At 36.9% G+C, this 25995-nt stretch carries 25 protein-coding genes, 1 tRNA gene and 1 pseudogene; 3 read left to right on the top strand and 24 right to left on the bottom strand.

Annotation, left to right across the window (positions count from 1 at the left end; genetic code table 11):
• Positions 1-72 precede the first annotated feature (72 nt).
• The 21 genes from AC806_RS06945 to rpoN all read right to left on the bottom strand — a co-directional run bounded on the left by AC806_RS06945 (position 73) and on the right by rpoN (position 20621).
• The gene (locus AC806_RS06945) at positions 73-252 is read right to left on the bottom strand and encodes a DNA-directed RNA polymerase subunit beta (protein ID WP_041591839.1); all 180 of its coding nucleotides are present in this window, start codon (positions 250-252) and stop codon (positions 73-75) included.
• A 15-nt stretch (positions 253-267) separates the two neighbouring features.
• Entirely contained in the window at positions 268-1557 is a 1290-nt protein-coding gene (gene murA / locus AC806_RS06950; RefSeq protein WP_069029046.1) for a UDP-N-acetylglucosamine 1-carboxyvinyltransferase, read from the bottom strand.
• 91 nt (positions 1558-1648) lie between these two features.
• Entirely contained in the window at positions 1649-1882 is a 234-nt protein-coding gene (locus AC806_RS06955) for a DUF1146 family protein (RefSeq protein WP_061839914.1), read from the bottom strand.
• Between the two features lie 579 nt (positions 1883-2461).
• On the bottom strand, positions 2462-2884 hold the full coding sequence (locus tag AC806_RS06960) for a F0F1 ATP synthase subunit epsilon (RefSeq protein WP_069029047.1): 423 nt from the start codon (positions 2882-2884) through the stop codon (positions 2462-2464).
• A 13-nt stretch (positions 2885-2897) separates the two neighbouring features.
• Positions 2898-4304 (bottom strand): F0F1 ATP synthase subunit beta, encoded by a 1407-nt coding sequence (gene atpD, locus AC806_RS06965; protein WP_061839913.1) that lies wholly within the window; start codon positions 4302-4304, stop codon positions 2898-2900.
• 26 nt (positions 4305-4330) lie between these two features.
• Complete coding sequence (locus AC806_RS06970) at positions 4331-5227, bottom strand: F0F1 ATP synthase subunit gamma (RefSeq protein WP_069029048.1); 897 nt, start codon at positions 5225-5227, stop codon at positions 4331-4333.
• Positions 5228-5249: 22 nt separating this feature from the next.
• Positions 5250-6794 carry a F0F1 ATP synthase subunit alpha gene (atpA, locus tag AC806_RS06975; RefSeq protein ID WP_069029049.1) on the bottom strand — a complete coding sequence of 515 codons (1545 nt, stop codon included), beginning with the start codon at positions 6792-6794 and terminating at the stop codon, positions 5250-5252.
• An 18-nt stretch (positions 6795-6812) separates the two neighbouring features.
• Entirely contained in the window at positions 6813-7355 is a 543-nt protein-coding gene (locus AC806_RS06980) for a F0F1 ATP synthase subunit delta (RefSeq protein WP_028790154.1), read from the bottom strand.
• The gene (gene atpF / locus AC806_RS06985) at positions 7342-7872 is read right to left on the bottom strand and encodes a F0F1 ATP synthase subunit B (protein WP_069029050.1); all 531 of its coding nucleotides are present in this window, start codon (positions 7870-7872) and stop codon (positions 7342-7344) included. Before atpF ends, AC806_RS06980 begins: the two co-directional genes overlap by 14 nt.
• Before the next feature lie 99 nt (positions 7873-7971).
• Positions 7972-8181, bottom strand: coding sequence for an ATP synthase F0 subunit C (atpE, locus tag AC806_RS06990; RefSeq protein ID WP_028790152.1), 210 nt, complete (start codon positions 8179-8181; stop codon positions 7972-7974).
• Positions 8182-8209: 28 nt separating this feature from the next.
• Positions 8210-8926 (bottom strand): F0F1 ATP synthase subunit A, encoded by a 717-nt coding sequence (atpB, locus tag AC806_RS06995; RefSeq protein ID WP_069029051.1) that lies wholly within the window; start codon positions 8924-8926, stop codon positions 8210-8212.
• Between the two features lie 289 nt (positions 8927-9215).
• Entirely contained in the window at positions 9216-9674 is a 459-nt protein-coding gene (gene smpB / locus AC806_RS07000) for an SsrA-binding protein SmpB (RefSeq protein WP_061839906.1), read from the bottom strand.
• A gap of 23 nt (positions 9675-9697) precedes the next feature.
• Positions 9698-12016 (bottom strand): ribonuclease R, encoded by a 2319-nt coding sequence (gene rnr / locus AC806_RS07005; protein WP_069029052.1) that lies wholly within the window; start codon positions 12014-12016, stop codon positions 9698-9700.
• 2 nt (positions 12017-12018) lie between these two features.
• Positions 12019-12774, bottom strand: a complete 756-nt coding sequence (locus AC806_RS07010; protein WP_069029053.1) for an alpha/beta hydrolase — start codon at positions 12772-12774, stop codon at positions 12019-12021.
• A gap of 76 nt (positions 12775-12850) precedes the next feature.
• Positions 12851-13087, bottom strand: a complete 237-nt coding sequence (secG, locus tag AC806_RS07015) for a preprotein translocase subunit SecG (RefSeq protein WP_014125140.1) — start codon at positions 13085-13087, stop codon at positions 12851-12853.
• A 358-nt stretch (positions 13088-13445) separates the two neighbouring features.
• Positions 13446-14747, bottom strand: a complete 1302-nt coding sequence (gene eno, locus AC806_RS07020) for a phosphopyruvate hydratase (RefSeq protein WP_069029054.1) — start codon at positions 14745-14747, stop codon at positions 13446-13448.
• A gap of 96 nt (positions 14748-14843) precedes the next feature.
• Complete coding sequence (gene tpiA / locus AC806_RS07025) at positions 14844-15599, bottom strand: triose-phosphate isomerase (RefSeq protein ID WP_014125142.1); 756 nt, start codon at positions 15597-15599, stop codon at positions 14844-14846.
• 41 nt (positions 15600-15640) lie between these two features.
• Complete coding sequence (locus tag AC806_RS07030) at positions 15641-16831, bottom strand: phosphoglycerate kinase (RefSeq protein ID WP_014125143.1); 1191 nt, start codon at positions 16829-16831, stop codon at positions 15641-15643.
• Positions 16832-16948: 117 nt separating this feature from the next.
• A complete protein-coding gene (gene gap, locus AC806_RS07035; RefSeq protein ID WP_014125144.1) occupies positions 16949-17950 on the bottom strand; it encodes a type I glyceraldehyde-3-phosphate dehydrogenase in 1002 nt (333 codons plus the stop codon).
• Positions 17951-17988: 38 nt separating this feature from the next.
• Positions 17989-19026, bottom strand: coding sequence for a sugar-binding transcriptional regulator (locus tag AC806_RS07040; protein ID WP_014125145.1), 1038 nt, complete (start codon positions 19024-19026; stop codon positions 17989-17991).
• A gap of 284 nt (positions 19027-19310) precedes the next feature.
• Positions 19311-20621, bottom strand: coding sequence for an RNA polymerase factor sigma-54 (rpoN, locus tag AC806_RS07045; protein WP_069029055.1), 1311 nt, complete (start codon positions 20619-20621; stop codon positions 19311-19313).
• A 57-nt stretch (positions 20622-20678) separates the two neighbouring features.
• Here rpoN and AC806_RS07050 point away from each other — a divergent pair.
• A tRNA-Arg gene (locus tag AC806_RS07050) sits at positions 20679-20750 on the top strand.
• Between the two features lie 168 nt (positions 20751-20918).
• Here AC806_RS07050 and AC806_RS07055 read toward each other — a convergent pair.
• The 3 genes and pseudogenes from AC806_RS07055 to AC806_RS07065 all read right to left on the bottom strand — a co-directional run bounded on the left by AC806_RS07055 (position 20919) and on the right by AC806_RS07065 (position 23603).
• Positions 20919-22246, bottom strand: a pseudogene (locus tag AC806_RS07055) (ISL3 family transposase).
• A 232-nt stretch (positions 22247-22478) separates the two neighbouring features.
• Positions 22479-23081 carry a DNA-directed RNA polymerase subunit delta gene (gene rpoE, locus AC806_RS07060; RefSeq protein ID WP_069029056.1) on the bottom strand — a complete coding sequence of 201 codons (603 nt, stop codon included), beginning with the start codon at positions 23079-23081 and terminating at the stop codon, positions 22479-22481.
• 84 nt (positions 23082-23165) lie between these two features.
• Positions 23166-23603, bottom strand: a complete 438-nt coding sequence (locus AC806_RS07065; protein WP_014125150.1) for a YwiB family protein — start codon at positions 23601-23603, stop codon at positions 23166-23168.
• 233 nt (positions 23604-23836) lie between these two features.
• Between AC806_RS07065 and AC806_RS07070 the strand changes: the two genes are divergently transcribed.
• Positions 23837-24652, top strand: a complete 816-nt coding sequence (locus tag AC806_RS07070) for a lipoate--protein ligase family protein (RefSeq protein ID WP_069029057.1) — start codon at positions 23837-23839, stop codon at positions 24650-24652.
• On the top strand, positions 24636-25994 hold the full coding sequence (locus AC806_RS07075) for an HD domain-containing protein (protein ID WP_069029058.1): 1359 nt from the start codon (positions 24636-24638) through the stop codon (positions 25992-25994). The genes AC806_RS07070 and AC806_RS07075 overlap by 17 nt, the downstream gene beginning before the upstream one ends.
• Position 25995: the final 1 nt, after the last annotated feature.

The raw sequence follows: 25995 nt of genomic DNA on the forward strand, positions 1-25995 counted from the left end.
CGTCTACGACAAAGACATCCAGACTTCATAGTTCGGTTATTTTATTATCAAAGAGATGCTTACTACATTCTCTTAAAATTGAACAAACTCAAAAATATGCTGCCATAGTGCTCGGCTGAAAACATGTAACGGCGAACCATCGCCAATTCCACCATAACCAATCATTAAACCAACAAAAAACAAGACCACGGCTAATGCAATAACAGATAAAATTTTAATTAATGAAATTAATACATCACGACTTAAGTACATCATGACCTCCTAATTTTATACCTGGACTTCTTCTTTTACTGGATTATCGTTCACTCGTTCGATATTAGCGCCTAACTTTTGTAACTTTTCATGGAATTGATAGTAACCACGGTCAAGATATTTTAAGTTACGTACGCGAGTAATACCTTCAGCTTTTAGCCCAGCTAGGACTAATGCAGCCGCAGCCCTTAGATCAGTTGCGTATACCAAAGCGCCTTGAAGTGAATCATTACCTTGCATAATGGCTACATTCCCGTCGATTTTCATATGAGCATTCATTTTACACATTTCTTCTAAATGTTGAAAACGATTTTCAAAAACTGTTTCTGTAGTAACGCTAGTTCCATTTGCCAATAATTGTAACACGCTAGTTTGTGCCTGCATGTCTGTTGGAAATCCTGGATGCGGCAGTGTCTTAATATCAGTAGGTTGTAATTGTGAAGGTCCTTGTACTCTGATTCCTTCTTCAGTTTCTGTCACTTCTGCACCCATCTCTTTTATTTTAGACAACAATGGGCGATTATGTTCTGCAATAGCATCTTTAATAAAAACGTCATTGTTCGGCATTGCGCCAGCTACCATAAATGTGCCTGCTTCAATACGATCTTGTACGATTGCATGACTTACCGCATGTAACTGTTCAACACCTTCAATACGCATTATTTCCGTACCAGCACCATGAATTTTCGCACCCATTTTATTAAGTACATTTGCTAGATCAACAATTTCAGGTTCTCTTGCTACGTTATCAATTGTAGTTGTCCCTCTAGCTTTAACAGCTGCCATCATGATATTTTGTGTTGCACCAACGCTAGGAAAATCAAGATAAATACTATTGCCTTCAAGTTGATCAGCAACTGCTTCAATATAGCCATTCTTTTGATGAATAGTGGCACCAAGAGCCTGAAATCCCTTTAAATGAAGGTCTATAGGACGTTTGCCAATAGCACACCCACCAGGCATTGCTACTTTTGCATGTCCGTTGCGTGCTAATAATGGTCCTAAAACAACGATTGAAGCGCGCATTTTACTAACATACTCATAAGGTGCTTCAATTTCCAAAGGATATGAAGCATCAACGGTTATTTCTTTTTTATCTAAATCAAAATCCACTTTTGCGTTCAAATGATGAATAACTTCTTTCATAGTAAATACATCTGAAAGAATCGGAACACTATTGAATTTAGTTGTTCCTTCTTCTGCTAATAAACTAGCAGCCAAAATTGGCAAAACTGCATTTTTTGCCCCTTCAATTTCTACGGTTCCTTTTAATGGATTATCACCATAAACGATAATCTCTTCCATGTTGTTCCCTCCAAATAAAACGTGTTACTTTTTTGACAAAATTCTTTTAAAGTATACCACATTCGTTTTTGATAATATAGTGAATTGCTTATTAAAGAAATGTTAAGAATATATTTTTACTTAATGCAATGATTTCTAAGAAAAAACTACTTGCTATATAACCGATCACAATGGAAAAAAGGACAATAAACATCCTTATTTGTGCGGTATGAAGAGATTTAAAAAAAGCTTCGATGCGTAAAGCGCCTAAAGACCAAAATGCTAAATAAATAAAAGCAAAATGACTAATTAAACGTATAATAGCATCAATTCCGAACGTTTGCATAAAATAACCTCACTTATTAAATCTCATAACAATTATTACAATTATGTTAACATAAAAAATATAAAATAAAAAATAATCACCCTGAAAACAATAAATAATTTACAATAATTGAACTTAAAGCTAGCGATTAAAAAAATTGGCTCTCCATGCTTGTAAAGATGAGGAATGTTTTTAAATTTCTAGCTATGAAACTTTTAAGGTAACGGACACTACGCCTCGCTTTCGCTCGCCCTAGTACTGCTCATCTCTTCGCTTTCGCTTCGATCTCATCAAGGTCTAAGCGTCAAGTCGCTAAGGCCTTGAAGGATCTACTTTCAACTCCCCTTGGGTCGCTGAATCGTAGTGATTCGGAAAGTAAGGACACTACGCCTCGCTTTCGCTCGCCCTAGTACTGCTCATCATCTACTTTCAACTCCCCTTGGTCGTTGAATCGTAGTGATTCGGAAAGTAAGGACACTACGCCTCGCTTTCGCTCGCCCTAGTACTGCTCATCATCTACTTTCAACTCCCCTTGGTCGTTGAATCGTAGTGATTCGCAGCAAAAAAAGAACAGTCAGAGTTATTCCGACTGCTCTTTAATCATCTTTGTTTTGAAACATTAATGCGGTTAATTGCACGATGGAGTGCAACTTCAGCACGTTGTTGTTCATCGATATCAGATGTTTGTTTTGCTTGTTCAATCGTCTCTTCTGCCCTTTGCTTGGCTCTTTCGGCACGCGAAATGTCAATATCACGTGCTCTTTCAGCACTATCTGCAATGATTGTTACTACATTATCACGAACTTCAATGATTCCCCCATTAACAGCTACCCAATTCACATGGTTTTCTGCATCCGTCCGTTTGACCCGAACTTCATCAATTTCTAAGGGGGCAACAATCGGTGCGTGATTTACCAAAATTCCTAGTTCACCATTTGTCGTGATCGCAACGACCATTGTTGCATGATGGTCAAAAACCGAGCCATTAGGCGTTACGACATTGACCGTTAAATATTGCTCCATAAGGCACCTCTTTCTAGCTACCTACTTTTTTCGCTTTTTCAACGGCTTCTTCAATTCTACCTACACTTCTAAACGCTTCTTCAGGTAAGTCATCATGTTCGCCATCCAAAATTTCTTTAAAACCTTTGACCGTTTCTTTTACTGGAACATAAGAACCAGGTTGTCCGGTAAATTGTTCAGCTACGTTGAAGTTTTGCGATAGAAAGTTTTGAATCTTACGCGCCCGTGATACTAAAGTTTTTTCATCATCAGACAACTCATCCATACCTAAAATAGCAATAATATCTTGCAATTCATGGTAACGTTGCATTGTACGTTGTACTTTTGTTGCAACGTCATAGTGTTCTTGCCCTACAATTTCAGGCGCTAGGGCACTTGAAGTAGAAGCTAGTGGATCCACTGCTGGATAGATTCCTTGCTCAGTCAATTTACGATCCAAGTTTGTTGTAGCATCTAAGTGGGCAAAAGCTGTTGCTGGTGCCGGGTCACTATAGTCATCCGCGGGTACATAAATCGCTTGGATAGAAGTAATAGAACCCTTATCCGTTGACGTAATTCGTTCTTGCAATTGTCCCATTTCAGTTGCTAGTGTTGGTTGATAACCAACTGCAGATGGCATTCTACCAAGTAAAGCGGAAACTTCGGTACCTGCTTGTGTAAAACGGAAAATATTATCAATAAATAATAATACGTCTTGACCTTCAACATCTCGAAAATATTCTGCCAGTGTTAGGCCAGTTAAAGCAACACGCATACGAGCACCTGGTGGTTCGTTCATTTGACCAAACACCATGGCTGTTTTTTCGATAACGCCTGAATCCTGCATTTCATAATACAAGTCATTACCTTCACGAGTACGTTCACCTACACCATTAAACACGGAAATACCCCCGTGTTCTTGGGCAACATTGTGAATCAATTCTTGAATCAATACTGTTTTTCCAACACCAGCACCACCAAATAGGCCGACTTTCCCGCCTCGCAAGTAAGGCGCTAGTAAGTCGATAACTTTAATTCCGGTTTCCAATATTTCAGAACTGGTACTCAATTCATTAAAAGACGGTGCTTTTTTATGAATGCCGTTTTTTTCTGCGTCTTCAGGAAAAGGCGTTTTCTTATCAATTGTTTCACCTAAGACATTAAAAACACGTCCTAGGGTTTCATTTCCCACTGGAACAGAAATAGGTGCTTGTGTGTCCACAACTTCCATTCCTCGTTGCAAGCCATCAGTAGACCCCATAGAAATAGCACGAATCACGCCATCTCCAAGTTCTAAGGTAGCTTCCAATACAACACGTGTTTTGTCCTCATCGTTTTTATATACTACCAATGCGTTATTAATATCTGGTAAAGTATCATCCAGTGAGAACTCTACGTCAACTACCGGGCCAATGACTTGCACAATCTTGCCTGAACTCATATTTCTTCCTCCATTCGTTCATAAAATCACTCTAAAGCAGCTGCGCCGCCAACGATTTCTGTAATTTCTTGGGTAATAGCTCCTTGACGAGCTCGATTGTACGAAGTCGATAAATCACTAATTATATTATCTGCATTATCTGAAGCCGTCTGCATTGCAGTCATCCCTGCTGCATGTTCTGCTGTTTTAGCATCAACAATCGCGCCATAGATTAGGCTTTCAGCATATTGCGGTAATAATTGATCTAAAATTTGCTCTTCTGAAGGTTCGAATATATATTCTTGTTCATATTCCGTAGCTTCTGAAGGGTCTAAATCTGAAATAGGCAACATTTTTTCCACTCGAAATTGACTTGTTAGCGAATTTACATGGTGATTATAACAAACATACAACTCATCAAAGACTTCATTTTGATACATGGAAGTTGTTAAATTAACAATCTTTCTCACTTCATCAAAACTTGGTTGATCCGACAAGTTGCGTAATTCATAAGCAATATCGATATTTCGTGCTTTGAAAAAATCAGCGCCTGTTCCACCTATAGTAATCATCACGTACTCATCTGAAGAATCATGGTCTTCTTGTATCATCGTCATCATTTGCTTCAAAATAGAACTATTATAGTTTCCTACTAATCCTCCATCAGCAGTGATCACGATATAAGCCGTCCGTTTAACGGGGCGATTCACCAGCATCGGATTTAATTGCTTTAATTCTTCAGCTGAATGTCCTTTTGTTAATTGGCCAGCTACAATGTGAGTCACCAATCCGCGGACTTTATTCGCATACGTTTGAAATTGTTTAGAGTGAGCTTGTGATTTCGTAAGTTTAGAAGCTGAAACCATCTGCATGGCTTTGGTAATCTGCCCTGTTTTCCTCGTAGAAGCGATTCTATCTCTTATTTCATTCAAAGATTCAGCCATAGACCTTCACCTCTTTTGCTTATTACAATGATTGTACGCTGTCTCTTAATGATCCATTTTGTATTTCATCTAAAAACGTCTGTCTGCATTCTTTGATAGGTTCATCTATCTTTTCTTCATCAGGAAGGTCTTCCGTTTGTCTAATTTCATTTAAAACTTCTGAATGATTAGCATCAAAATAATCAAATAGTTCGTGTTCAAAATTCAATAATTGATCCACTGGGATACTATCAAGAAAGCTATGAGTTAACGCATATAAAATTAATACTTGTTTTTCCATCGGAAGTGGCTCATGTAGGCCTTGTTTTAAGACTTCCACTGTACGACGCCCACGGTTCAATTTTGCTTGAGTCGCTTGATCTAAATCTGAACCAAATTGGGTAAATGCTTCTAGTTCACGATAACTTGCCAAGTCTACACGTAAAGTTCCAGAAACTTTTTTCATTGCTTTCGTTTGGGCAGAACCACCTACACGTGAAACCGAAAGACCGGCATCAATAGACGGACGCACTCCGGAATAGAATAGATCACTTTCTAAAAAGATTTGTCCATCCGTAATTGAAATCACGTTTGTTGGAATATAAGCTGAGATATCCCCTGCTTGAGTTTCCACAAAAGGTAAGGCAGTTAACGAACCACCGCCCATATCATCACTTAATTTAGCTGCACGTTCTAATAAACGTGAGTGCAGATAAAAGACGTCCCCAGGATAAGCTTCACGACCAGGTGGGCGACGTAATAGCAAGGAGAGTTCACGATAAGCTGCTGCTTGTTTTGATAAGTCATCAAAAACTACAAGCACATCTTTTCCATTGTACATAAATTCTTCGCCTATAGCAGTACCTGCATAAGGTGCAAGATATAATAATGGTGCTGGTTCAGAAGCCCCTGCTGCCAAGACAACGGTATAATCTAACGCCCCATATTGTCTTAATGTTTCTGTTTGGGACCGAACGGTAGAATCCTTTTGTCCAATGGCAACATAGATACAAATCACGTCTTGATCTTTTTGGTTAAGAATCGTATCAATCGCAATTGTGGTCTTTCCAGTTTTCCTGTCGCCAATGACTAATTCCCGTTGTCCACGACCAATTGGAACCAAAGCGTCCACTGCCTTTAATCCTGTTTGCAATGGTTGTGAGACAGATTGTCGATCCATTACACCAGGAGCTGGTCCTTCAACTGGACGTGTTTTATCCGTTTGTATTTCACCTTGACCATCGATAGCTTGGCCCAATGGATTTACGACACGTCCTATCATTTCTTCTCCTACAGGAACTTCCATGATACGCCCTGTTCTTTTTACTCTATCACCTTCGCGAATATCATCAAAGTCTCCTAAAATAATAATACCCACATCGTTGGATTCCAAGTTTTGTGCCATTCCGTAAGAACCATTGGCAAATTCAAGTAGTTCTCCACTCATTGCATTTTCTAAACCATGTGCCCGAGCAATCCCATCACCAATGTAAGTTACCGTCCCAACTTCTTCTACCGATAACTTCTCTTGATAATTGGCAATCTGCTCTTTAAGTAAAGCACTGATTTCTTCTGCTTTAATGGCCATTTGCTTCACCTCTGTTTTTTATTTGCTTAATTTTTTCCGCAAATTTTCAATCTGAGTCTTAAGACTACCGTCAATGACCCGACCGTTTGTTTCAACAAGTATTCCCCCTACAATTGAAGGGTCGACATTTTCTTGTAAATTTGCCGTTTCATAACCAAATTTTTGCGCAACTTTAGTTGCTAATTTGTCTTTTTGCTCTTTCTTTAAAGGGACGGCGGTAGTTACCGAACCTAAAAGAAGTCCTTTATCATCATCATATCTTTTTTCATACTCATCGATAATTAACAATAAGTCGTACATACGACCGTATTTAAAAATAACTTCCAAAGCATTATAGACAATACCTGTAAAGTTTTGAATAAGCTCATCCATAAGACTTCTTTTCTCTTGTAAGTTCAATCGCCTGTCACTTAATATGTTTCCCAAATCAGGAAGAGCTTCAAAAATCTCACGTAATGACAATAGCTCATTATAAACGTCTTCGGCTTGGCCTTTTTCTGTCGCCAACTCGTATATTGCCTTACCATAACGTTTAGCTACTGTATTTTTATCTAGTTTCATCTTCTGAACCTATACTTTCAATATATTGATTAATTAGTGTTTCATGCGCTTCTTTAGAAAGCTCTTGATTAATAATTTGTTCTGCAATTTGCACTGAAAGGTCACCCACTTCGCCTTTAACCGAAGATAAAGCTGCTTGACGCTCATTTGAAATATCTTCTTGAGCATTCTCTTTCATTTGAGAGACTTCTTTTTGCGCATCACTAATAATTTGTTGGCGACTTGACTCTCCGGAGCTTTTCGCATTTTTTATAATATCTGAAGCTTCGGATTTAGAAGATTGTAATTGTTCTTGTCGCGTTTGTTCTAATTCTTTAGCTTGAGTACGTGACTGTTCTGCTGAATCTAAATCATTGGCGATCTTTTTTTCACGTTTGTTCATCATGTCAGCAATTGCATTCCACGCAAATTTTTTCAAAAGCGCCAATAATAAAACAAATGAGCCGGTAACAACAACAATATTTGAAATTGTCGTATTTTGCACATCTGCAACTGACAAAACCAATTGATTTAGCATAGCTGATAACTCCTTTATAAAATATTTTATAAGTAAAAGCCTTTTATGATAAAAAAAGCAGAAGGACGTAAGAGACGATCACCTCCGCTTTTTTTCTTATTATAAAATCATAATTAAGGCAATAACGATCCCTAAGATTGGGACAGCTTCAACAAAAGCTACACCTAAAAGCATGGTAGAACGTAGTTGACCTGACATTTCAGGTTGACGAGCCATTGATTCTAATGCTTGGGCAACAACTTGTGAGTCCCCGTAGCCTGCTCCAATAGCTGCTCCCATAATTGCTAATCCTGCTCCAATAAATTCCATAATATTTTTCCTCCTAATATATTATTACTTACTCTTCTCCAATTTTATTATCTAAGAAAACCATAGCTAAAATAACAAAAACATAAGCTTGGATGGCTCCGATAAATAAGGAAAATCCAATCCAAATCATTTCAAGTGGCACCGCCAAAGGTAATGATAACCAACCAAGATTATTTACCATTGAAACAATCAACCCTAAAAGAACTTCGCCTGCAAAAATATTCCCATATAAACGTAATCCTAACGTAATCACATTGGTGAATTCTTCCAACAATTTGAACGGTAAGACAATGCCTACTGGGCGCAAATAACTATTAATCAAGTATTCTTTTGTCCCCATCTTTCTTACTCCAAAGAAATGGGTCAACAAAACAACCATAAAAGCAAGTCCTAAGGTTACTACAGGGTCAGCTGTAGGGCTTTTCCATAAGGTTAAATCATCATGGATGACGATTTTTGTCATAAGACCAATTTCGTTGGCCACAAATACAAATAAAAACAAAACAAAAGCATAGAAATCGTAATTTCCAACTTCTTTTTTAGGCAACTGCGAAGAAACCACTCCACGAACAAAGTCAATGACCCATTCAATGAAATTTTGTTTGCCTTTTGGTTTCATTTGTAAATTTCTTGTACAAATAAAAACAACTGCAAAAATAATAATACAAGTAAGCAGCGTCATTAAAATGATTGTACCATCAAACCAAATGGGACCAATATGAAACAAGAGCGAACGTTCATCCAAGTACTCTCACCTTCTTTCCCATAAAATCCCAAAATCACAGCCAAAATCAAATCACTGTGATTTATTCAACATTAGGTATCATACCACCATAAAAAGAAAATTTCAAAAGTTTTTCATCGATAATCCCTACAAATAGGTCATTGAAAAAACAAATTGAAAACTTAGAATGCCAAAGTTTTATCAATGATAAAAAATCAGCCGCTATTTCTTTTTTTCTAAGGGGATTCTTACAATCAAATATACCAAATCTTATCCTAAAATCAAAATAAAGACCATTGATAGCATAAAGTCAATAGTCTTTTAGCGCACGTTGTATTTCACGTTCTTGATCTTTACGTTTTAGCGTTTCACGTTTATCATGTTCTCTTTTCCCTTTTGCTAGACCAACCAGCACTTTAGCATAGCCATTTTTAATATATACTTTTAATGGAATAACAGTGATTCCTTTTTTCTGCGTTTCCTCCTGTAATTTAGCAATTTGCCTTTTATGCATTAGCAATTTACGACTTCTTAGAGGATCATGATTAAATAAGTTCCCTTGATCATAAGGACTAATATGCACATTGAATAAATAAGCTTCACCATTACGAAAACGGACAAAACCGTCTTTTAAATTGATTCTACTATTTCTGATCGATTTGATCTCTGTTCCTTGTAATGAGATGCCGGCTTCTATCGTATCAAGAATGGTATAATCATGTCTTGCTTTTCTATTTTGAGCAACTAGTTTTCCATCACCTTTTGGCATATAGCTGGCCTCCTTGTCTTAACTTATTTCTTTTTCTTTGCCCCTTTTGGAACATCTTTATAGAAAGTTTTTTTTTCCTTATTCTTAGCTTTTTTGCTTTTTTTCTTTTTGCTTGTATCTTCCTTATTTTTCTTAGCTTGTTTATGATTTTGTTGTTTATTCGTTTGAACGGGCGTAACTTCTTGCGCATCTACCAATTCAAAATCCACTTCTCTAGTATCAGGATCTGCCTTTGTCACCCGTACCTTTACTTGTTGACCGATTTTAAAGGTTTGGTTTGTGTGTTCTCCAACCAAAGCAAGCTGACTTTCAACAAATTGAAAATAATCGTTTTGTAATTCACTTACATGAATCAAGCCTTCTATGGTATTAGGTAATTCAACAAAAAAACCAAATTTAACAACGGAACTAATGACACCTTCAAATTCTTCATCAATATGATCTTGCATAAATTCTGCTTTTTTCATCGAATCAACATCGCGTTCACACTCTACTGCACGTCGCTCCATATCAGAACTATGCTGTGCGATCTCAGGAATTTTTTCAGCCCACTTTTCTTGATTCTTCTCTGATTTATCTTCATTATATGAACGAATCAAACGATGAACCAACAAATCAGGATAACGACGAATAGGAGAAGTAAAATGTGTATAATATTCTGCTGCTAAACCGTAGTGACCTACATTTTCTTCTGAATAACGTGCTTGTTGCATACTACGTAACAACATTGTATTAATGACTTTGCTTTCTGGTCTTTCAGCCGCGTCTTCCACTACCTTTTGTAAATCTTTAGGGCGGATCGAACCTTTTTTACTCTTAACTAAAATTCCTAAAGTCGCTGCAAAATCAAAAAACTGCTGCAGCTTTTCTTCTTTTGGCTCTTCATGAATACGATAAATAAAAGGTAAATTTGCTTGTTGATAATGTTTAGCGATCGTTTCATTGGCACAAAGCATAAAGGACTCAATAATACGTTCACCTATGCCTCTTTGCCTTAAAATAATATCTAGAGGATGGCCATTTTCATCAACAACGACTTGTGCTTCGTTATCTTCAAAGGTTAAAGCTCCTCGTTTATCACGCATCGTTTCTAAACATTCATGTAATTCTTTCATCGCTTGAAACATCGGTACAAGTTCTTTATAGCGCGCCATCGTTTCTGGATTTTCATCTTCCAAAATTTCATTAACCGCCGTGTAAGACATACGTTCACTGGTTTTAATGACACTTGGAAATATATCATAAGAAACGACACTTCCTTGTTCATCAATTTCCATCTCACAACTCATGGCAAGTCGTGGGACTTGAGGATTTAACGAACAAATTCCATTAGACAAGCGTTGCGGCAGCATAGGAACAACACGATCAGTTAGATAAACACTTGTACCACGTTTTAAGGCTTCTTTATCTAATGGACTATTTTCAGTAACATAGTAAGAAACATCTGCGATATGCACAGCTAAAAAGAAATGTCCATTTTCTAATTTTTTCACTGAAACTGCATCATCCAAATCTTTGGCTTCTTCACTATCAATCGTTACAATCATTTGATCCTGTCTATCTTTTCGGTCAGGATAATCTTTAGGATCAATCGAGTCAGGAACTTGTTCAGCTTGCTCAATGACTTCTTCAGGAAATTCTGTAGGCACATCATGAGCTGCTAAAACTGTTAGAATATCCATTCCTGGCTCATCTTTATGACCGATAATATTTTTTACGATTCCCTCTAAACTATCTTCATAACCTTTTTCAGGATAATGAGTGATCTCAGCAATCACAATATTTCCTTCTACCGGACGGATGCCTGTAGCGGAAATAAATACTTTAAAACCGGAAAGTTTTTTATCTTTAGGTGAAATTACCCCATACAAATCAGTATCTGCAATTTCATCTTCAGAAAACAAATGAAATTCTCCAACGATTTGTGTGAGATTTCTTCGGCGTACTTCCACAATACGACCTTCAGCTCCCAGTTCATCAGCAGGATCTGACGGTTTAGTAATATCAATCGCTACCAAATCCCCATCCATAGCATAAGCAGTGTTTTCTTTAGCAATATAAACGTCATCTTCTTCTGGATCAATCGTCACAAAACCAAAACCACGCTCATTTGCCCGAAATGTTCCTTCCACTAGTACTTGCTTGGGTGGTAATTTTATTTTTCCTTTTTTGTTGAAAACAACGAATTGTTCTCTTTCCATTGTTGCTACGGTTTGCACTAAAGCTTTGAAATCATTGCTTTTACCTAATCCTAGGTTTTCTGCAATTTCTTCTATGGAAAAACTTTTTTTAGAACTGTTTTCCATAAAATGCAAAACCTTAGTTTTTATCGTCTCTTTCATCTTCATTCCTCATTCCAGGGTAAGCTTTCCAGATAAGCAAGCACGTCCTTTTCAAATGCTTTTCTTTCAGGCCCTACAGTGACCACATGATCACTTTGTGGATACCATTGTAAAGTCATTTTGCTTTGTTCCAAAGCTTGCGCAGTTTTAAAAACTGTCGAAGCATCGATCATCCGATCTTGACCCGATTGAGCCAAAAAGACTGGAACTTTAACCGCACTCACTTTTTTACTGACGCTTTCTGAAAAGCTCTCTATTCCTTTTAATTGTTTTTTTGCACTATCTGCGATTTTTGGCAGCTTTTCATTAATTTTTTCTTGCGCTAGCCCCGCATAATTTAAAACATTTTTTGCGTATAGATAAAAGTTTTCTGGCACATTTGTCTCTGTTTTAAATATTGGAGAACAAAAACTTCCGCCACCAATAATCGCAGAATCATTTTTCGTTAATGCATCCATTGACATGATACCACCCATAGACAATCCAAATACAGCAAGCTGTTTATAGCCTTTATTTTTCAAATAATCAATAGCAGTTTGGGTATCTTGTGCCCAAGCATCAACTTCTTGGTCTAAAATATCTTGCGGGTCCAATGTTCCATGACCTTTAAACATTGGCGCATAAACTGTGTAGTTTACTTTTTCTAAAAAACGACAAAGCATACGAACATCATTAGGACTTCCAGAGTAGGCATGTAAAAAAATAACCGCTCTTTTCCCATGTTCTTCTAGTAATGGTTTAGGTAAATTCATCTGCATTGTTTAACACCTCTTTTTTATTTTACCATAAAAAAAGAGTTTGAGAATAATGCTCAAACCCTTTGCTAACTATTTTCTATTGAGAAGATAACAATACTAAAACAAATAACAAAACCATCCAAATTGTACCTAGTATTGCTGTTGAACGTTTCATAACCGCCTCAAAACCTCTAGCCTTTTGTTTGCCAAAAAGATTATCTGCACCGCCAGTAAAAGCACTGGCTGCACTATTTTGTTTACTTGGTTGCAGCATAATTGTGATAACTAAAATGACAGAAAGCACTAATACTGCACTTAATATTAAACTGTACAAGCTCTTATCCCTCACCTTCGTTTGTTATCGTCTAGTACACTTTAGCATAATTTTATGCGCTTGGCTAGTGTTAGATAATTGTTCAAAGATAGAAAGTGGAAATCTACTTGATCTCCCTTTAGTCAAAGAATATTTCTTTCAAGTGCTAGCTTTCTTAAATTTTTGACAGTCCAACATAGGGCGTCTATCCGAAATTCACTTTCCATGTTTGAAAAGGTGGGGTGTATTTCTTTGCTACGCTACCTAAAATCCTAAACATAAGGGTTTTTAGCTGCTTTATAAAATAATGAAATCCAGATCTTTCTTCTCATTAAAAAAAGCTGAGACATTTTAGTCCCAGCTTCTCTAATTCTTTAATTTATTTATTAGCTAAGTTGTAAAAGGATTTTAGTCCTTTGTATTGTGCAACTTCACCTAATTGGTCTTCAATGCGTAGTAATTGATTGTATTTAGCAATACGATCAGTACGTGACAATGAACCTGTCTTGATTTGGCCAGCATTTGTAGCCACTGCAATATCAGCAATTGTTGTATCCTCTGTTTCACCAGAACGATGAGAAACAACAGCAGTATAGCCAGCTTCCTTAGCCATTTCAATAGCATCAAAGGTTTCTGTCAATGTTCCAATTTGGTTAACTTTAATTAGGATTGAATTGGAAACACCCATATCAATTCCTTTTTGAAGGATTTCAGTATTTGTAACAAACAAATCGTCTCCAATCAATTGAACTTTATCACCTAGGCGATCTGTAAGTAATTTCCAACCATCCCAGTCATTTTCGTCCATTCCATCTTCAATGGAAAGAAGAGGGTATTTGTTTACTAATTCTTCAATATAATCTGCTTGTTCAGCTGCAGAACGTTTAGCACCATTAGGACCTTCAAATTTTGTATAGTCATAAACGCCGTCTTCATAAAATTCAGAAGCGGCCACGTCAAAACCTAAATAAACATCTTTACCAGGTGTTAAACCAGCTTTTTCGATAGCAGCAACAATTGTTTCAACTGCATCTTCAGTTCCTTCAAAACGAGGAGCAAATCCACCTTCATCACCAACAGCTGTTTCTAAGCCACGTTCACTTAACAAACTTTTCAAAGCATGGAAAGTTTCTGCACCCCAACGTAGCGCTTCGCGGAAAGTTTTAGCGCCTACTGGCAAAATTTTGAATTCTTGGAAAGCGATTGGTGCATCAGAATGAGACCCACCATTAACGATATTCATCATAGGTGTAGGCAATACTTTACTATTGAATCCGCCTAAATAGTGATATAAAGGAATTTCTAAATAGTCAGCAGCTGCACGTGCAACAGCAAGTGATACACCAAGAATGGCATTAGCACCTAATTTTCCTTTGTTTGGGGTACCATCAAGTGCGATCATTGCTTTATCAATCGCCGTTTGGTCACGAACATCAAAACCAATAACTGCGTCAGCAATAATGTTATTTACATTATCAACTGCTTTTGTTACACCTTTACCTCCGTAACGGTCTTTATCGCCATCACGTAGTTCTACAGCTTCATGTTCACCTGTTGAAGCACCAGAAGGAACAATACCTCTTCCGAAAGCACCGGATTCTGTAAATACTTCTACCTCAACAGTTGGGTTTCCACGAGAGTCTAGGACTTCGCGTGCATAAACATCACTAATAATTGACATATACTTGTCTCTCCTTTTGAGTATGATTAATCTAAGAGTTACCTCTTATGACTTTATTTAATAATACTATAATTTAAAAGATTTATAAACTCTGTATTATTTTGCTGCCTTAACTAAGTCTAAGAAAGAATCAGCTTTCAAGCTAGCACCGCCGACCAATGCACCATCAACATTTTCTTTTGCCATATATTCAGCAATGTTTTCTGGTTTCACTGAACCGCCGTATTGAATACGTACTTTTTCAGCAGTATCTTCATCAAACAAGTCCGCTACCTTTTTACGAACAACGCCACAGATTTCATCCGCGATTTTAGCGTCTGCAGATTTACCAGTACCGATTGCCCAAATTGGCTCATAAGCGATAACCATATTAGCTACTTGTTCTTTAGATAGTCCAGCTAAATCTTTGTTGATTTGGCCTTCGATCCATTCGCTTGTTTTACCTGCTTCATAAGTGTCTAAAGTTTCTCCACAGCAAAGGATAGGAAGCATGCCATTATCAAAGATTGCTTTTGCTTTTTTATTGATCTCTTCGTCAGTTTCATGGAAATATTCACGACGTTCAGAGTGACCAATAATAACATAGTCAACACCTAAATCTGCTAAAGCATAAGGAGAAGTTTCTCCTGTGAATGCTCCTGAATTTTCAAAATAGCAATTTTGTGCAGAAATTTGTAATTCAGTTCCTTGAGCTTCATTAACCAATGTTTCTAAAAATAGCGCGGGTGCACCTACAACAGAATCCACTTCTTTATTAGAAGGGATTTTGTTTTTTACAGCTTCAGCAAAATCTTTTGCTTCTTTTGCTGTTAAATTCATTTTCCAGTTTCCCGCAATAATCGGTTTGCGCATATATGAACACTCCTTTATTTAACCTAACTAAAAGTTAAAATTTATTTATCATTAATAGCTGCTAGTCCTGGCAGAGCCTTACCTTCTAATAATTCAAGGCTTGCGCCACCGCCAGTTGAGATATGTGTAAATTTATCAGCAAAACCTAAACTTTCTGCAGCTGCAGCAGAATCTCCGCCACCGATGATTGTTGTTGCGTCTTGTAAACTAGCAATTGCTTCACAAACGCCAATGGTTCCTTTAGCAAAGTTGGACATTTCGAATACGCCCATAGGTCCATTCCATACGACGGTTTTTGCGTCCTTTAAGATGTTGCTAAAGTTCTCGACTGTTTTGGGTCCGATATCTAAGCCCATTTGACCTTCAGGAATAGCCCCTTCATAAGTTTCAGTAGCTACATCATTAGAAAACTCTTTAGCTGTTACAGAATCTACTGGCAAAACTAACTTATCTCCAGCTTTTTCAATTAGAGACTTGGCTAAGTCAACTTTGTCTTCTTCAACCATTGAATTTCCAATATCTTCGCCTTTTGCTTTATAGAAAGTATAAGTCATGCCGCCACCGATTAAAATTTTATCAGCTTTTTCGATTAAGTTTTCGATAACGCCAATTTTATCTGAAACTTTTGCGCCACCTAAAATAGCAACCATTGGACGCTTAGGGTTGTCTACTGCTTCGCCGATAAATTCGATTTCTTTTTCCATTAAGAAACCAGCGACCGTTGGAATGCCTGTAGAAGCAATTCCTACGTTTGAAGCATGAGAACGGTGCGCTGTACCAAAAGCGTCATTTACAAAAACGTCTCCTAATGAAGCCCAGTATTTTCCAAGCTCAGGGTCATTTTTACTTTCTTTTTTACCTTCGATATCTTCAAAACGAGTATTTTCGAAAACGACGATTTCTCCGTTTTGCAAGTTATCGATTGCTTGTTCTAATTTTTCCCCACGCGTTTCTGGAACAAATGTCACATTACGGTCTAAAAGTTCACCTAAGCGATCAGCAACTGGAGCTAAAGATTTGCCTTCTTTATCTTCTTCTGTCTTCACACGGCCTAAGTGTGAAAACAAAATGGCTTTACCGCCGTGTTGAGATACATATTTAATCGTTGGAAGTGCTGCTTTGATTCGAGTATCATCTGTGATGGCACCATCTTTTACTGGCACGTTAAAATCTGCACGAACCAATACTTTTTTTCCTTTTAAATCAACATCTTCAACTGTTTTTTTAGCCATGGATCTGCCTCCTAAATAACAATTTCTTAAAAAAAGCGGAGAAGCGCGTCGCTTCCCCGCTTTTATTTCTTAAATTCAAATGAATCATATTAGCAAGTGAATTTATTCAACAACGGCTTATAAAGTTGTTGCAAAATATTCTAACGTACGAACCATGTTTGAAGTAAATCCATATTCATTATCGTACCAAGCAACAGCTTTAACTAATTGTTCCCCATTTTCGCCTTCCATAACAGCAGTTTGGGTAGCGTCAAAGATAGATCCAGCAGCATAGCCGATAATATCAGAAGAAACAATATCGTCTTCGTTATAAGCAAATGCATCAGATGAAACTTCTTTCATTGCTGCGTTTACTTCATCAACTGAAACTTTTTTGTTCAATACGCCGTATAGGTTAGTGATTGAACCAGTAATTGTTGGCACACGCAAAGCAGTACCATCAACACGACCATTGATTTCTGGAATAACTTTACCAACTGCTTTAGCTGCTCCTGTTGTTGCAGGTATAATGTTTGCAGCACCAGCACGGCTCTTACGTCCACCTGGAGCATCTTGCAAGTTTTGAGTAGAAGTATAAGAGTGAACAGTTGTCATTAACGCACGGTCAACGCCAAACTTATCATTTAACACCTTAACAACTGGTGCTAAGCAGTTTGTTGTACATGAAGCAGCTGAAACAATGTTATCTTCTGCAGTGATTGTTTCATGGTTTACACCATAAACAACTAATTTAGTATCTTTTGATTTTGCTGGTGCTGAAATCAACACTTTTTTAGCACCTGCATCAATATGAGCATGAGCGTCTGCTGCATCAGTGAATAATCCAGTACATTCTAATACTAAGTCAACGCCATTTTCTTTCCAAGGTAATTGACTAGGATCTTTTTCAGCATATGCTTTGATATCTTTACCATCTACAACTAGCGCGTCTTCTTTAACTTCTACGCTGTATGGGAAACGACCTTGTGCTGTGTCATATTTCAAAAGATAAGCCAAGTCTTCGTTGTCAGTTAAATCGTTAATTGCGACAACTTCTAATTCATCGCTTGCTTCTAAGATACGACGTAAAGCTAAACGACCAATACGTCCAAAACCATTAATTGCTACTTTTGTTGACATAATGTGATTTCCTCCTTATGAAAACCAAAAAATTTATTTTAAAGGGTTACCCCTCTTAAAATCTCATTTGCTGCGGCTTCATCAGTGATGAGCCACGTTTGTTGCGGCGCATTTTCCATATACGCCCGAATTGCTTTTGCCTTAGACTTTCCTCCGGCAACAGCAAATATATAAGGAATGTCCCTTATATCTTTTAATTGTAGACCAACTCTAGGGATTTTGTAAACTACTTTGCCATCTTCATCGAAAAAATACCCAAAAGATTCCGCGACTGCATTTTTTCTTTTCAACATAAGAATTTCTTCTTCCGTCATTTTACGGCGGGCCGCCATATGTAAAGCTCGCCCGATGCTGTGAATCACACATTTCGCCTGGTTGATCAAGTTAAGAACATCTACGATGGAAGGTTCTTTTAACAATGAATCATAGGTTATAGCACTCAATTGTTCTGGGACAAAAAGCGCCCGATAATCACCTTGTGAACGAGTTGCCATTTCAGCACTTACTGAATTAGCTTGCACATTCACCGCTTCACCGATTCCGCCTCTGGCAGGGACAAACAAATTTTTACGCTTAGCGCTTTTAAGATTGGTTAATTGCTTAGCGGCGCGCGCCATTGTTGTACCACCCATCACTGCAATAATATTTTCACCATTAGGTAAATAATTATGCAAAGCTTCATCTAACAAACGACCAAATTCATCCACAACCTTTTTTTGTTGGTCTGAATCGCCGCTTACGATGATACAACGTGCAATACCGAAAATTTCAGCTAATCGTCTTTCATTTTGTTGCATGCCAAAAAGCTGATCCATTGTATCGCCTAATTGTTCGTAGACTTCTTCGCCTTTTTCCGTCAAGCGCATTCCGCTTTTGGAAGTGGCAATTAAATCAAGCTTTTTCAACAAGTCGGTTTCTGTTCGCAATACACGTTCTGTCAAAGCCAAACTTTCCGAAAGACTTCTTCTACCGATAGGTTGCATCCAATAGATACTTTGTAGAATCCGATATCTTTCCTGCAGTACATATAATATGTCTGGCGCGATTGCTTCAATCAATTGTAGTTCACTAAGCATATAATCCCTCCGTGGGACATTAATCGACCAGTATAGACTTAAAACGACCCGTATATTGTAAAAAAAATCAAGCTTGTGTCAAAACTCAATTCCTTACGTTTTTATACTATCATTTTCTGCATTATTTGGCAACTAATTGTCGTTTATATTTCTAATAATTCGGTCACTACATGCGCTCCGCTCTCCTAGTACTGTTCATCAGCTACTCTCAGCTCCCCTTGGTCGCTGAATCGTAGTGATTCACAGCAAAAAGCCATGTTTTAATTACATAGCTTTTTGTGGGTTCAATCGTATCTTTTTCGTTTTGATGAGCCAGCAATATTTAATGCGTCCCGGTACTTAGCAACTGTCCGGCGAGAGATCGCGATGCCTTTATCTTTCATCAATTCTGTAAGTTTTTGGTCAGAGAGTGGCTTTGCCTTATCTTCTTGCTCTACCAATTGTTGCAATAAATGTTTAGCATCATTGGCAGAACTTTCATTAGAATTTTCGCCTATTTTTTTGCTGAAAAAAGATTTTAATTCAAATACACCAAACACAGTTTCCAAATATTTTCCATTTACAGCACGACTCACCGTGGACTCGTGGATTTCTAATTCCTCAGAAATATCTTTTAAGGTTAAAGGTTTTAGCGGACGATCCTTATCTAGAAAAAAGTCCTTTTGATGAGAAACGATCGCCTTTCCTACACGATAAATGGTATCACCACGTTGTTGGACCGTTTTTTTTAGCCATTCATAATCTTGTTGCTTATCTTTTAAATACTTGAGAACTTCTGGGTCTTGGCTTTTTTCCATTCGTTCAAAATAATTTTGTTGAAATTTGATTTCTGGAATACTTTTTCGATTTGATAATACTTTAAGCTCTTGATCGTCTATTTTCACAGTTAAATCAGGAATAATAAACAATCCTTCAGTAGCGCCGTAGATAGCTCCTGGTGTGGGCGTTAAATTTTGAATATAATCAAAAATCTCTTGTACATCGCTTAGAGAAATGTCGAAATTTTTTGCGATTTTTTCCCATTTACGATCTACTAATTCTTTAAACATTTCTTCTAATACAACGTAAGCTAAATGCGGAGCAGAATTATCCCGTTCTGTTTGTAACATTAAACACTCTTGCAAATTACGCGCCCCTACTCCGGCTGGATCTAGCTGCTGAATCAATGTCAATGCATCTAGTAATTGGATCGCAGAACCACCCGTTTTTTCAGCAGCCTCTTTTAATGAAATTTTTAAAAAACCGTTCAAATCAATATACTCAACTAAATACAAAACCAGTTGACGTAAATACGTATCTCGATAGTTTAAATGAACTTGATCAATTAAGTGTTCAAACAAAGAAATAGAGTTATCTGGGATCTGGCTAAGATAATTCATCTCTTCTCCTGAAGATTTACGAGGTTTAGAATAGTTTGAAGAATACGATGGTTCCATAACTTCTAATAAAGGATTTTCCAAAGCTTTGTTATCGATATAATCAATTAAATCTTCTGTATTATATTGCAAAATTTGAATTGACTGCTGCAATTTTTGCGTCATCGCTAATTTCTGTGTCTGGCTTTGTTTTTGGGAAAATTGCTGTTCAAATTTCATTTTTATTACCCCTTGTTTTTTTTCTTAAAATTCGCTAAACTATGTAAGGTAGCTTTGGCACCATTAGTGTAGTGGATATCACACAAGATTCCGGTTCTTGAGACGGGGGTTCGACTCCCTCATGGTGCGTAAGTTTTATTACTTTAAGTATACGCTATCTTGGAAAAGATTACAAAATGAAGTTTTATATACATGAAAGGATCAAGCAATGAGATTTTATAGGCTCTTTGTCAAATAGTGTTGTTTAAGCAAAACCTTTATAAAAAGAAGGACTTCGGTTCTTCTTTTTTTGTTATTTTATAAGATCTCAAGAAGCCCTTGTTGAATAAGCACTCGCTTACGTAGATGATTAAAAGAACGAAAGCCAAAGGCAATCCGTTGAATTACTTTAATCAAGTTGTTTTCCCTTCAAGTTTGCCGTTGGAATACGGTTGAGTAAAAGATAAGGTAATTTCTTTACGGTACTTTTGGAGGTGACGTAAGGATTTTTTAAAGGGTTCTTCTAATAAAGGCGACAGTTGATCAATGATAGCGAAAAATGGTTGCGCTTTGCCGTTCTCAAAAGCGTCAAGCAGATCTTGATAAACATCATAAGAAGCCTTAAGCACGGGATCAATGGTTAATAAGTAATCCACAACTTCCGATTCCGTCACATATTTTTGGCGAAAAAGAGGGAACTGTTTCAAATGGTCGTACCCCAAGTTTTTATGCTTTTTTTGGAGCTGTTTCCAGTATTTTTTTAATTTGCGATAATCCTTCATTTGTTGGGCGCTCTTTTTGTCCAGCTGGTTCATCGACCGAATCCGCTGCTGGTTAAAAGCTCGAGAAATCTGTTGGATAATGTGGAAATGATCCACAAGAATCTTGGCCTTCGGAAATACTTGAGGGATCATTTTTCCATAAGCCGAATTCATATCCATAACCACATGTTGGACTCTTTTCCGCGCTTGTTGAGTAAATCGTTGAAAGTAAGCAATCAGTTTGAAATTGCGGCGATCGTCCAAGATATCGATAATTTTTCCTGTCTGAGCGTCACTGAAGATAAAACACATGGCTCCTTCACAGTCCTTCGTGCCTTTGAATTCATCGATTAGCAAATGTTTCGGTAAATGGTTGGGATTGAATTTAAGTCCTTGATAGAAGGTATCCAATACGCGTTCCACGGTTTTAAATGAGACCCCATAGCGTAAAGCAATATCTTTCATCGATAGTTTTTTCTTCAAGTCTATCGCAATGGCAAACTTCAAGGCTTGCGAAATATAACAGTCTTTGGCGATATAATAGGTCCTGGCACTAAAAGTATGATGACAGGATTTACAATAAAATCGTTGCTTAAATAAGCGTAAAACGCTGGGCACTTCCTGATAAAGAATTAATTGAATATCCGAAGCCTTTGGCGAATGTTTAATAAGAAGATTCTCTTCATTTATGAGGCCACAACATTCGCAAGCTTTCGGGGTGTAGGTAAGGACACCGTAAAAGACATTCGTCATTCGATGATGAATGGGTTCTTTTTGAACTGCTTGAGCGGAAAAAAAGATGTGAGGGTCCTTAATATTGAGTAAGTTTTTAAGGCCTACATCTAGATTTTGATCTTTAATTTTGATATCTTTGTATTGAAGCATTTGTTTTCTCCTTTTATTTTGGTGTCCAACTTAATTATAAAGGAAACAAATGCTTTTTTGTTATATAAAAAATTAGTGTTATTACTAATTTTTTTAGTAACAACACTAAATATTATAGACCCATTTTATATCCGCTTTGCTTGATCCTTTTTTCTATAGAAAAAACGCTAAGATATACTTCGCAAAGTTTATATCTTAGCGTTTAAAATTTAAAACGAGAAGCGATATTTTACTAGACTTGTTCTTCGTCCTCATCATCGTCGGTTTCTTCATCGTCGTCATCAACAACGGTTAAATCCTCTTCGATATTTCCTGGTAACTCTTCTTCATCATCATCATTTGAATTATCAGCACCGATTTCTTGTAAGTCCGAATTGTATTCGGCAATTTCTTCATCATCATCGTCATCATCAAAAAGATCATCGTCGTCAGCTGCTACTAAATCAGTATCTTCAGGATCGTCAGCGTTATAGTCAATAACATCTTGATCGCCACCAGCAAAGGCGTTAACCTTATTAGGCGCACGACGTCGCGTTTCATCTTCATCTTCTAGACCATGAGTAACTTCTTCGTTAATCGAATCAAGCGCATACCATGAACGCAGACCCCAACGGTTCTCACCTAATGAAATAAAACTTCCATCTGTGTTCAAATCCGTATAAAATTGAGCCAAAGAAGTCCGAATTTGACTATCTGGAATACCTAAATACTCTTGAGTAGCATTTACTATATCAGAAAAGTCCATGACTTCGCCTTCTTGTTCTAAAATAGCATGAGCAACTTCAACCATCGATAAATCACTTTTATTTACATTTTCAAATACATTAATTTTCAAACAGGACACGTCCTTTCAAATCTAAAGTCAATCATACAAAACTGTCTTAAAAAAAGCAATTTTTTATGAAAAAAATTTACGAAACTAAGCAGAAAATTCTAATAGCAAATCATAACTACCCACTTTTTGTTCTGCCATAAATAAATCATATGCAACTGTAACTTTCCCAGACATTGGATGATCATTTAAAGTAAAATGCAAATCTTTAGTATAAGTCGTTAAAAAAATTGTACCATAGGGAGTTTTATAAGTTGTTTCAAAACTTTTTCCGTAGATAAACTTTAATCGTGAATGCGTTTCTCCTGAGCGTGTCAGTTGAACAGCTCCATCAGGGAAAATTTTCATCGTAACAGGTACTGGCGACATGCCATCTTCTTGTTCTTCTTTGTAACGAATATAAAGAGTGTTTCCCATTCTAATCACTTGTCCACTAATATCAAACAAAAATTCTTCAGCTTCATTTTCTTGTCTTACTTCTGTTTTTAAATGAATTGAGACAGGAATACCTCGCTTTGATTCCATCTTCCATTCTCCTTTACGACAAATCAAGACTGAATTAAGTCACAAGCAATAACATAACTTTTGCTAGAAAAGGACAAAAATACCAGTCTCCTCTATTTTATTTTTCACATTTTTTTTAATTTGTCAATCAAACGACTTATTTTAACATAAATTAGCAATAAAAATAGTCTAAACCGTTTGCTGATCTTTCTTTGTGGTATATAATAAGGTTATTATTAGAAAAGGACATATCAATGGAAATAAAACTACTTGATCAAGAAACTTTTACTAAAAAAAATGCATTGCTTCCTTTTGCATTAACAGACGTTTTAACCGAAACTGCAGGTAAAACCAATAGCAATTTGCTCCATTTTTGGCAATTTGAACAGACATTTATTCTAGGAATGAAAGATACTCGTGTCGATAATCTAGAGGCTGGCGTGAAGGTCTTAAAAGAAAATCATTATGACCTAGTGATCCGTAATGCTGGCGGTTTAGGTGTCATATCCGATAAGGGGATATTGAATATTTCTTGGATTTTTCCTAAGAGTAATACTTCTATCGACCAAGGTTATGAAAAAATGTTGACCCTCATACAAAATGCTTTTCCTGAATTAACGATTCGGGCATATGAAATCAGCCATTCCTATTGCCCAGGAAAATTTGACTTAAGTGTAGATGGTAAAAAAATTGCAGGTATTGCCCAACGTCGAGTAAAAGAAGGCATTGCAGTCATGATGTATTTAAGTGTTTCCGGAGATCAAAATAAGCGTGGAGAAATCGTTCAAGCGTTCTATCAAAAAAGTTTAACAGAAAACTACGGGAAAAACGGTTATCCAGAAGTCTGGCCACTAACGATGACTACTCTTTCGGATGTCTTACATAAAACGATCTCTATTTCTGAAACTAAGAGGCGCTTTCTCCAAGCTTTAAATATTGACGAAGTCGCCCAAAATGCACTAGATTGGGTAAAGGAAAATAAACAAGAAACACAAATTGAGAACAAATTGGTAAATATGACCAAACGAAATAAACAATTAGAGGAGCTTAACGATGTCCCTAGCTTATAAATATCAAATGCTACCGGTTGAAAAAGTTTTTCGTGACCCGGTGCATAATTATATCCACGTCAATCATCAAGTGATTCTTGATTTAATTAATTCAAAAGAAGTGCAACGTTTACGTCGAATCAAGCAACTAGGTACTTCTTCTTTTACTTTTCATGGCGCCGAGCATAGTCGTTTTTCACACTCTTTAGGCGTTTATGAAATCACTCGGCAAATTTGTGACATTTTTAAACAAACCTATTCCATAGAAAAAATCGGAGAAGAAGGCTGGGATGATTCACAACGTTTAATTGCTTTATGTGCAGCTCTTTTACACGATATTGGCCACGGCCCTTATTCGCATACTTTTGAGCATATTTTTCATACAGATCACGAACAAATTACTGAAGCGATCATTACTTCACCGCAAACTGAAGTTTATCAAATATTGAATCGTGTGGAGGCTGGTTTTCCTGAAAAAGTAGCTAGTGTCATCACTAAAACTTACCCTAACCCACAAGTTGTACAAATGATTTCTAGTCAAATTGATGCAGATCGGATGGATTATTTACTGCGTGATGCTTATTATACAGGCACAAAATACGGCACCTTTGATTTAACAAGAATATTGCAGATGATTCGTCCTTGTAAGAGCGGTATTGTTTTTGCAATGGAGGGTATGCATGCTGTAGAAGATTATATCGTATCAAGATATCAAATGCATATTCAAGTCTATTTCCACCCGAGTTCAAGAGGTATGGAAGTTGGTCTTGAACATTTATTAAACCGTGCGCATGAACTTTTTTTTGCAGAAAAAGAAATGTTTCAAAATACAGCGCAATTGCTCATTCCCTTTTTTAGAGAAAATTTTACATTAGAGGATTATTTACGCTTAGACGATGGGGTATTAAATACTGCTTTTAATCTTTGGACAGAGGCTAATGATCCAGTTTTAAACGATCTTTCCCGCCGTTTCTTAAATCGTAAACCGTTAAAATCTTGTCGCTTTGAACCAGAAACACAGGAAAATTTAATAGAAACAATGGGGCATATTGTGGAAAAAGCTGGCTTTAATCCTAATTACTATACAGCGATTAACTCAAGCTATGATCTACCTTATGATTTTTATCAGCCTAAGTTAGAAAAACATCGTACACAAATTGAGTTGCAACAAAATGACGGGACTCTAACCGAATTATCCCAGATTAGTCAGTTGGTAGCTGCTTTAGCTGGACAAGAGCAAGGAGATCATCGCTTTTACTTTCCTAAAGAAATGATCGATCCAAAATTGCAAAATGATTCTGATCTGTTTGGCGAAACCTATCGCTTATTTGCTTCTCACATTCACAATGGTGAATTAATTTAAT

It is taken from the genome of Tetragenococcus halophilus, from assembly GCF_001712815.1.
GTDB classification, from domain to species: Bacteria; Bacillota; Bacilli; order Lactobacillales; family Enterococcaceae; genus Tetragenococcus; species Tetragenococcus halophilus.

Excerpts from the sequence above, each read along its gene's own strand:
- AC806_RS06945 (WP_041591839.1), bottom strand. The coding sequence starts at position 252 with ATGTACTTAAGTCGTGATGTATTAATTTCATTAATTAAAATTTTATCT.
- murA (WP_069029046.1), bottom strand. The coding sequence starts at position 1,557 with ATGGAAGAGATTATCGTTTATGGTGATAATCCATTAAAAGGAACCGTA.
- AC806_RS06955 (WP_061839914.1), bottom strand. The coding sequence starts at position 1,882 with ATGCAAACGTTCGGAATTGATGCTATTATACGTTTAATTAGTCATTTT.
- AC806_RS06960 (WP_069029047.1), bottom strand. The coding sequence starts at position 2,884 with ATGGAGCAATATTTAACGGTCAATGTCGTAACGCCTAATGGCTCGGTT.
- atpD (WP_061839913.1), bottom strand. The coding sequence starts at position 4,304 with ATGAGTTCAGGCAAGATTGTGCAAGTCATTGGCCCGGTAGTTGACGTA.
- AC806_RS06970 (WP_069029048.1), bottom strand. The coding sequence starts at position 5,227 with ATGGCTGAATCTTTGAATGAAATAAGAGATAGAATCGCTTCTACGAGG.
- atpA (WP_069029049.1), bottom strand. The coding sequence starts at position 6,794 with ATGGCCATTAAAGCAGAAGAAATCAGTGCTTTACTTAAAGAGCAGATT.
- AC806_RS06980 (WP_028790154.1), bottom strand. The coding sequence starts at position 7,355 with ATGAAACTAGATAAAAATACAGTAGCTAAACGTTATGGTAAGGCAATA.
- atpF (WP_069029050.1), bottom strand. The coding sequence starts at position 7,872 with ATGCTAAATCAATTGGTTTTGTCAGTTGCAGATGTGCAAAATACGACA.
- atpE (WP_028790152.1), bottom strand. The coding sequence starts at position 8,181 with ATGGAATTTATTGGAGCAGGATTAGCAATTATGGGAGCAGCTATTGGA.
- smpB (WP_061839906.1), bottom strand. The coding sequence starts at position 9,674 with ATGCCAAAAGGTGATGGAAAACTAGTTGCTCAAAATAGAAAAGCAAGA.
- rnr (WP_069029052.1), bottom strand. The coding sequence starts at position 12,016 with ATGAAAGAGACGATAAAAACTAAGGTTTTGCATTTTATGGAAAACAGT.
- AC806_RS07010 (WP_069029053.1), bottom strand. The coding sequence starts at position 12,774 with ATGCAGATGAATTTACCTAAACCATTACTAGAAGAACATGGGAAAAGA.
- eno (WP_069029054.1), bottom strand. The coding sequence starts at position 14,747 with ATGTCAATTATTAGTGATGTTTATGCACGCGAAGTCCTAGACTCTCGT.
- tpiA (WP_014125142.1), bottom strand. The coding sequence starts at position 15,599 with ATGCGCAAACCGATTATTGCGGGAAACTGGAAAATGAATTTAACAGCA.
- AC806_RS07030 (WP_014125143.1), bottom strand. The coding sequence starts at position 16,831 with ATGGCTAAAAAAACAGTTGAAGATGTTGATTTAAAAGGAAAAAAAGTA.
- gap (WP_014125144.1), bottom strand. The coding sequence starts at position 17,950 with ATGTCAACAAAAGTAGCAATTAATGGTTTTGGACGTATTGGTCGTTTA.
- AC806_RS07040 (WP_014125145.1), bottom strand. The coding sequence starts at position 19,026 with ATGCTTAGTGAACTACAATTGATTGAAGCAATCGCGCCAGACATATTA.
- rpoN (WP_069029055.1), bottom strand. The coding sequence starts at position 20,621 with ATGAAATTTGAACAGCAATTTTCCCAAAAACAAAGCCAGACACAGAAA.
- AC806_RS07065 (WP_014125150.1), bottom strand. The coding sequence starts at position 23,603 with ATGGAATCAAAGCGAGGTATTCCTGTCTCAATTCATTTAAAAACAGAA.
- AC806_RS07070 (WP_069029057.1), top strand. The coding sequence starts at position 23,837 with ATGGAAATAAAACTACTTGATCAAGAAACTTTTACTAAAAAAAATGCA.
- AC806_RS07075 (WP_069029058.1), top strand. The coding sequence starts at position 24,636 with ATGTCCCTAGCTTATAAATATCAAATGCTACCGGTTGAAAAAGTTTTT.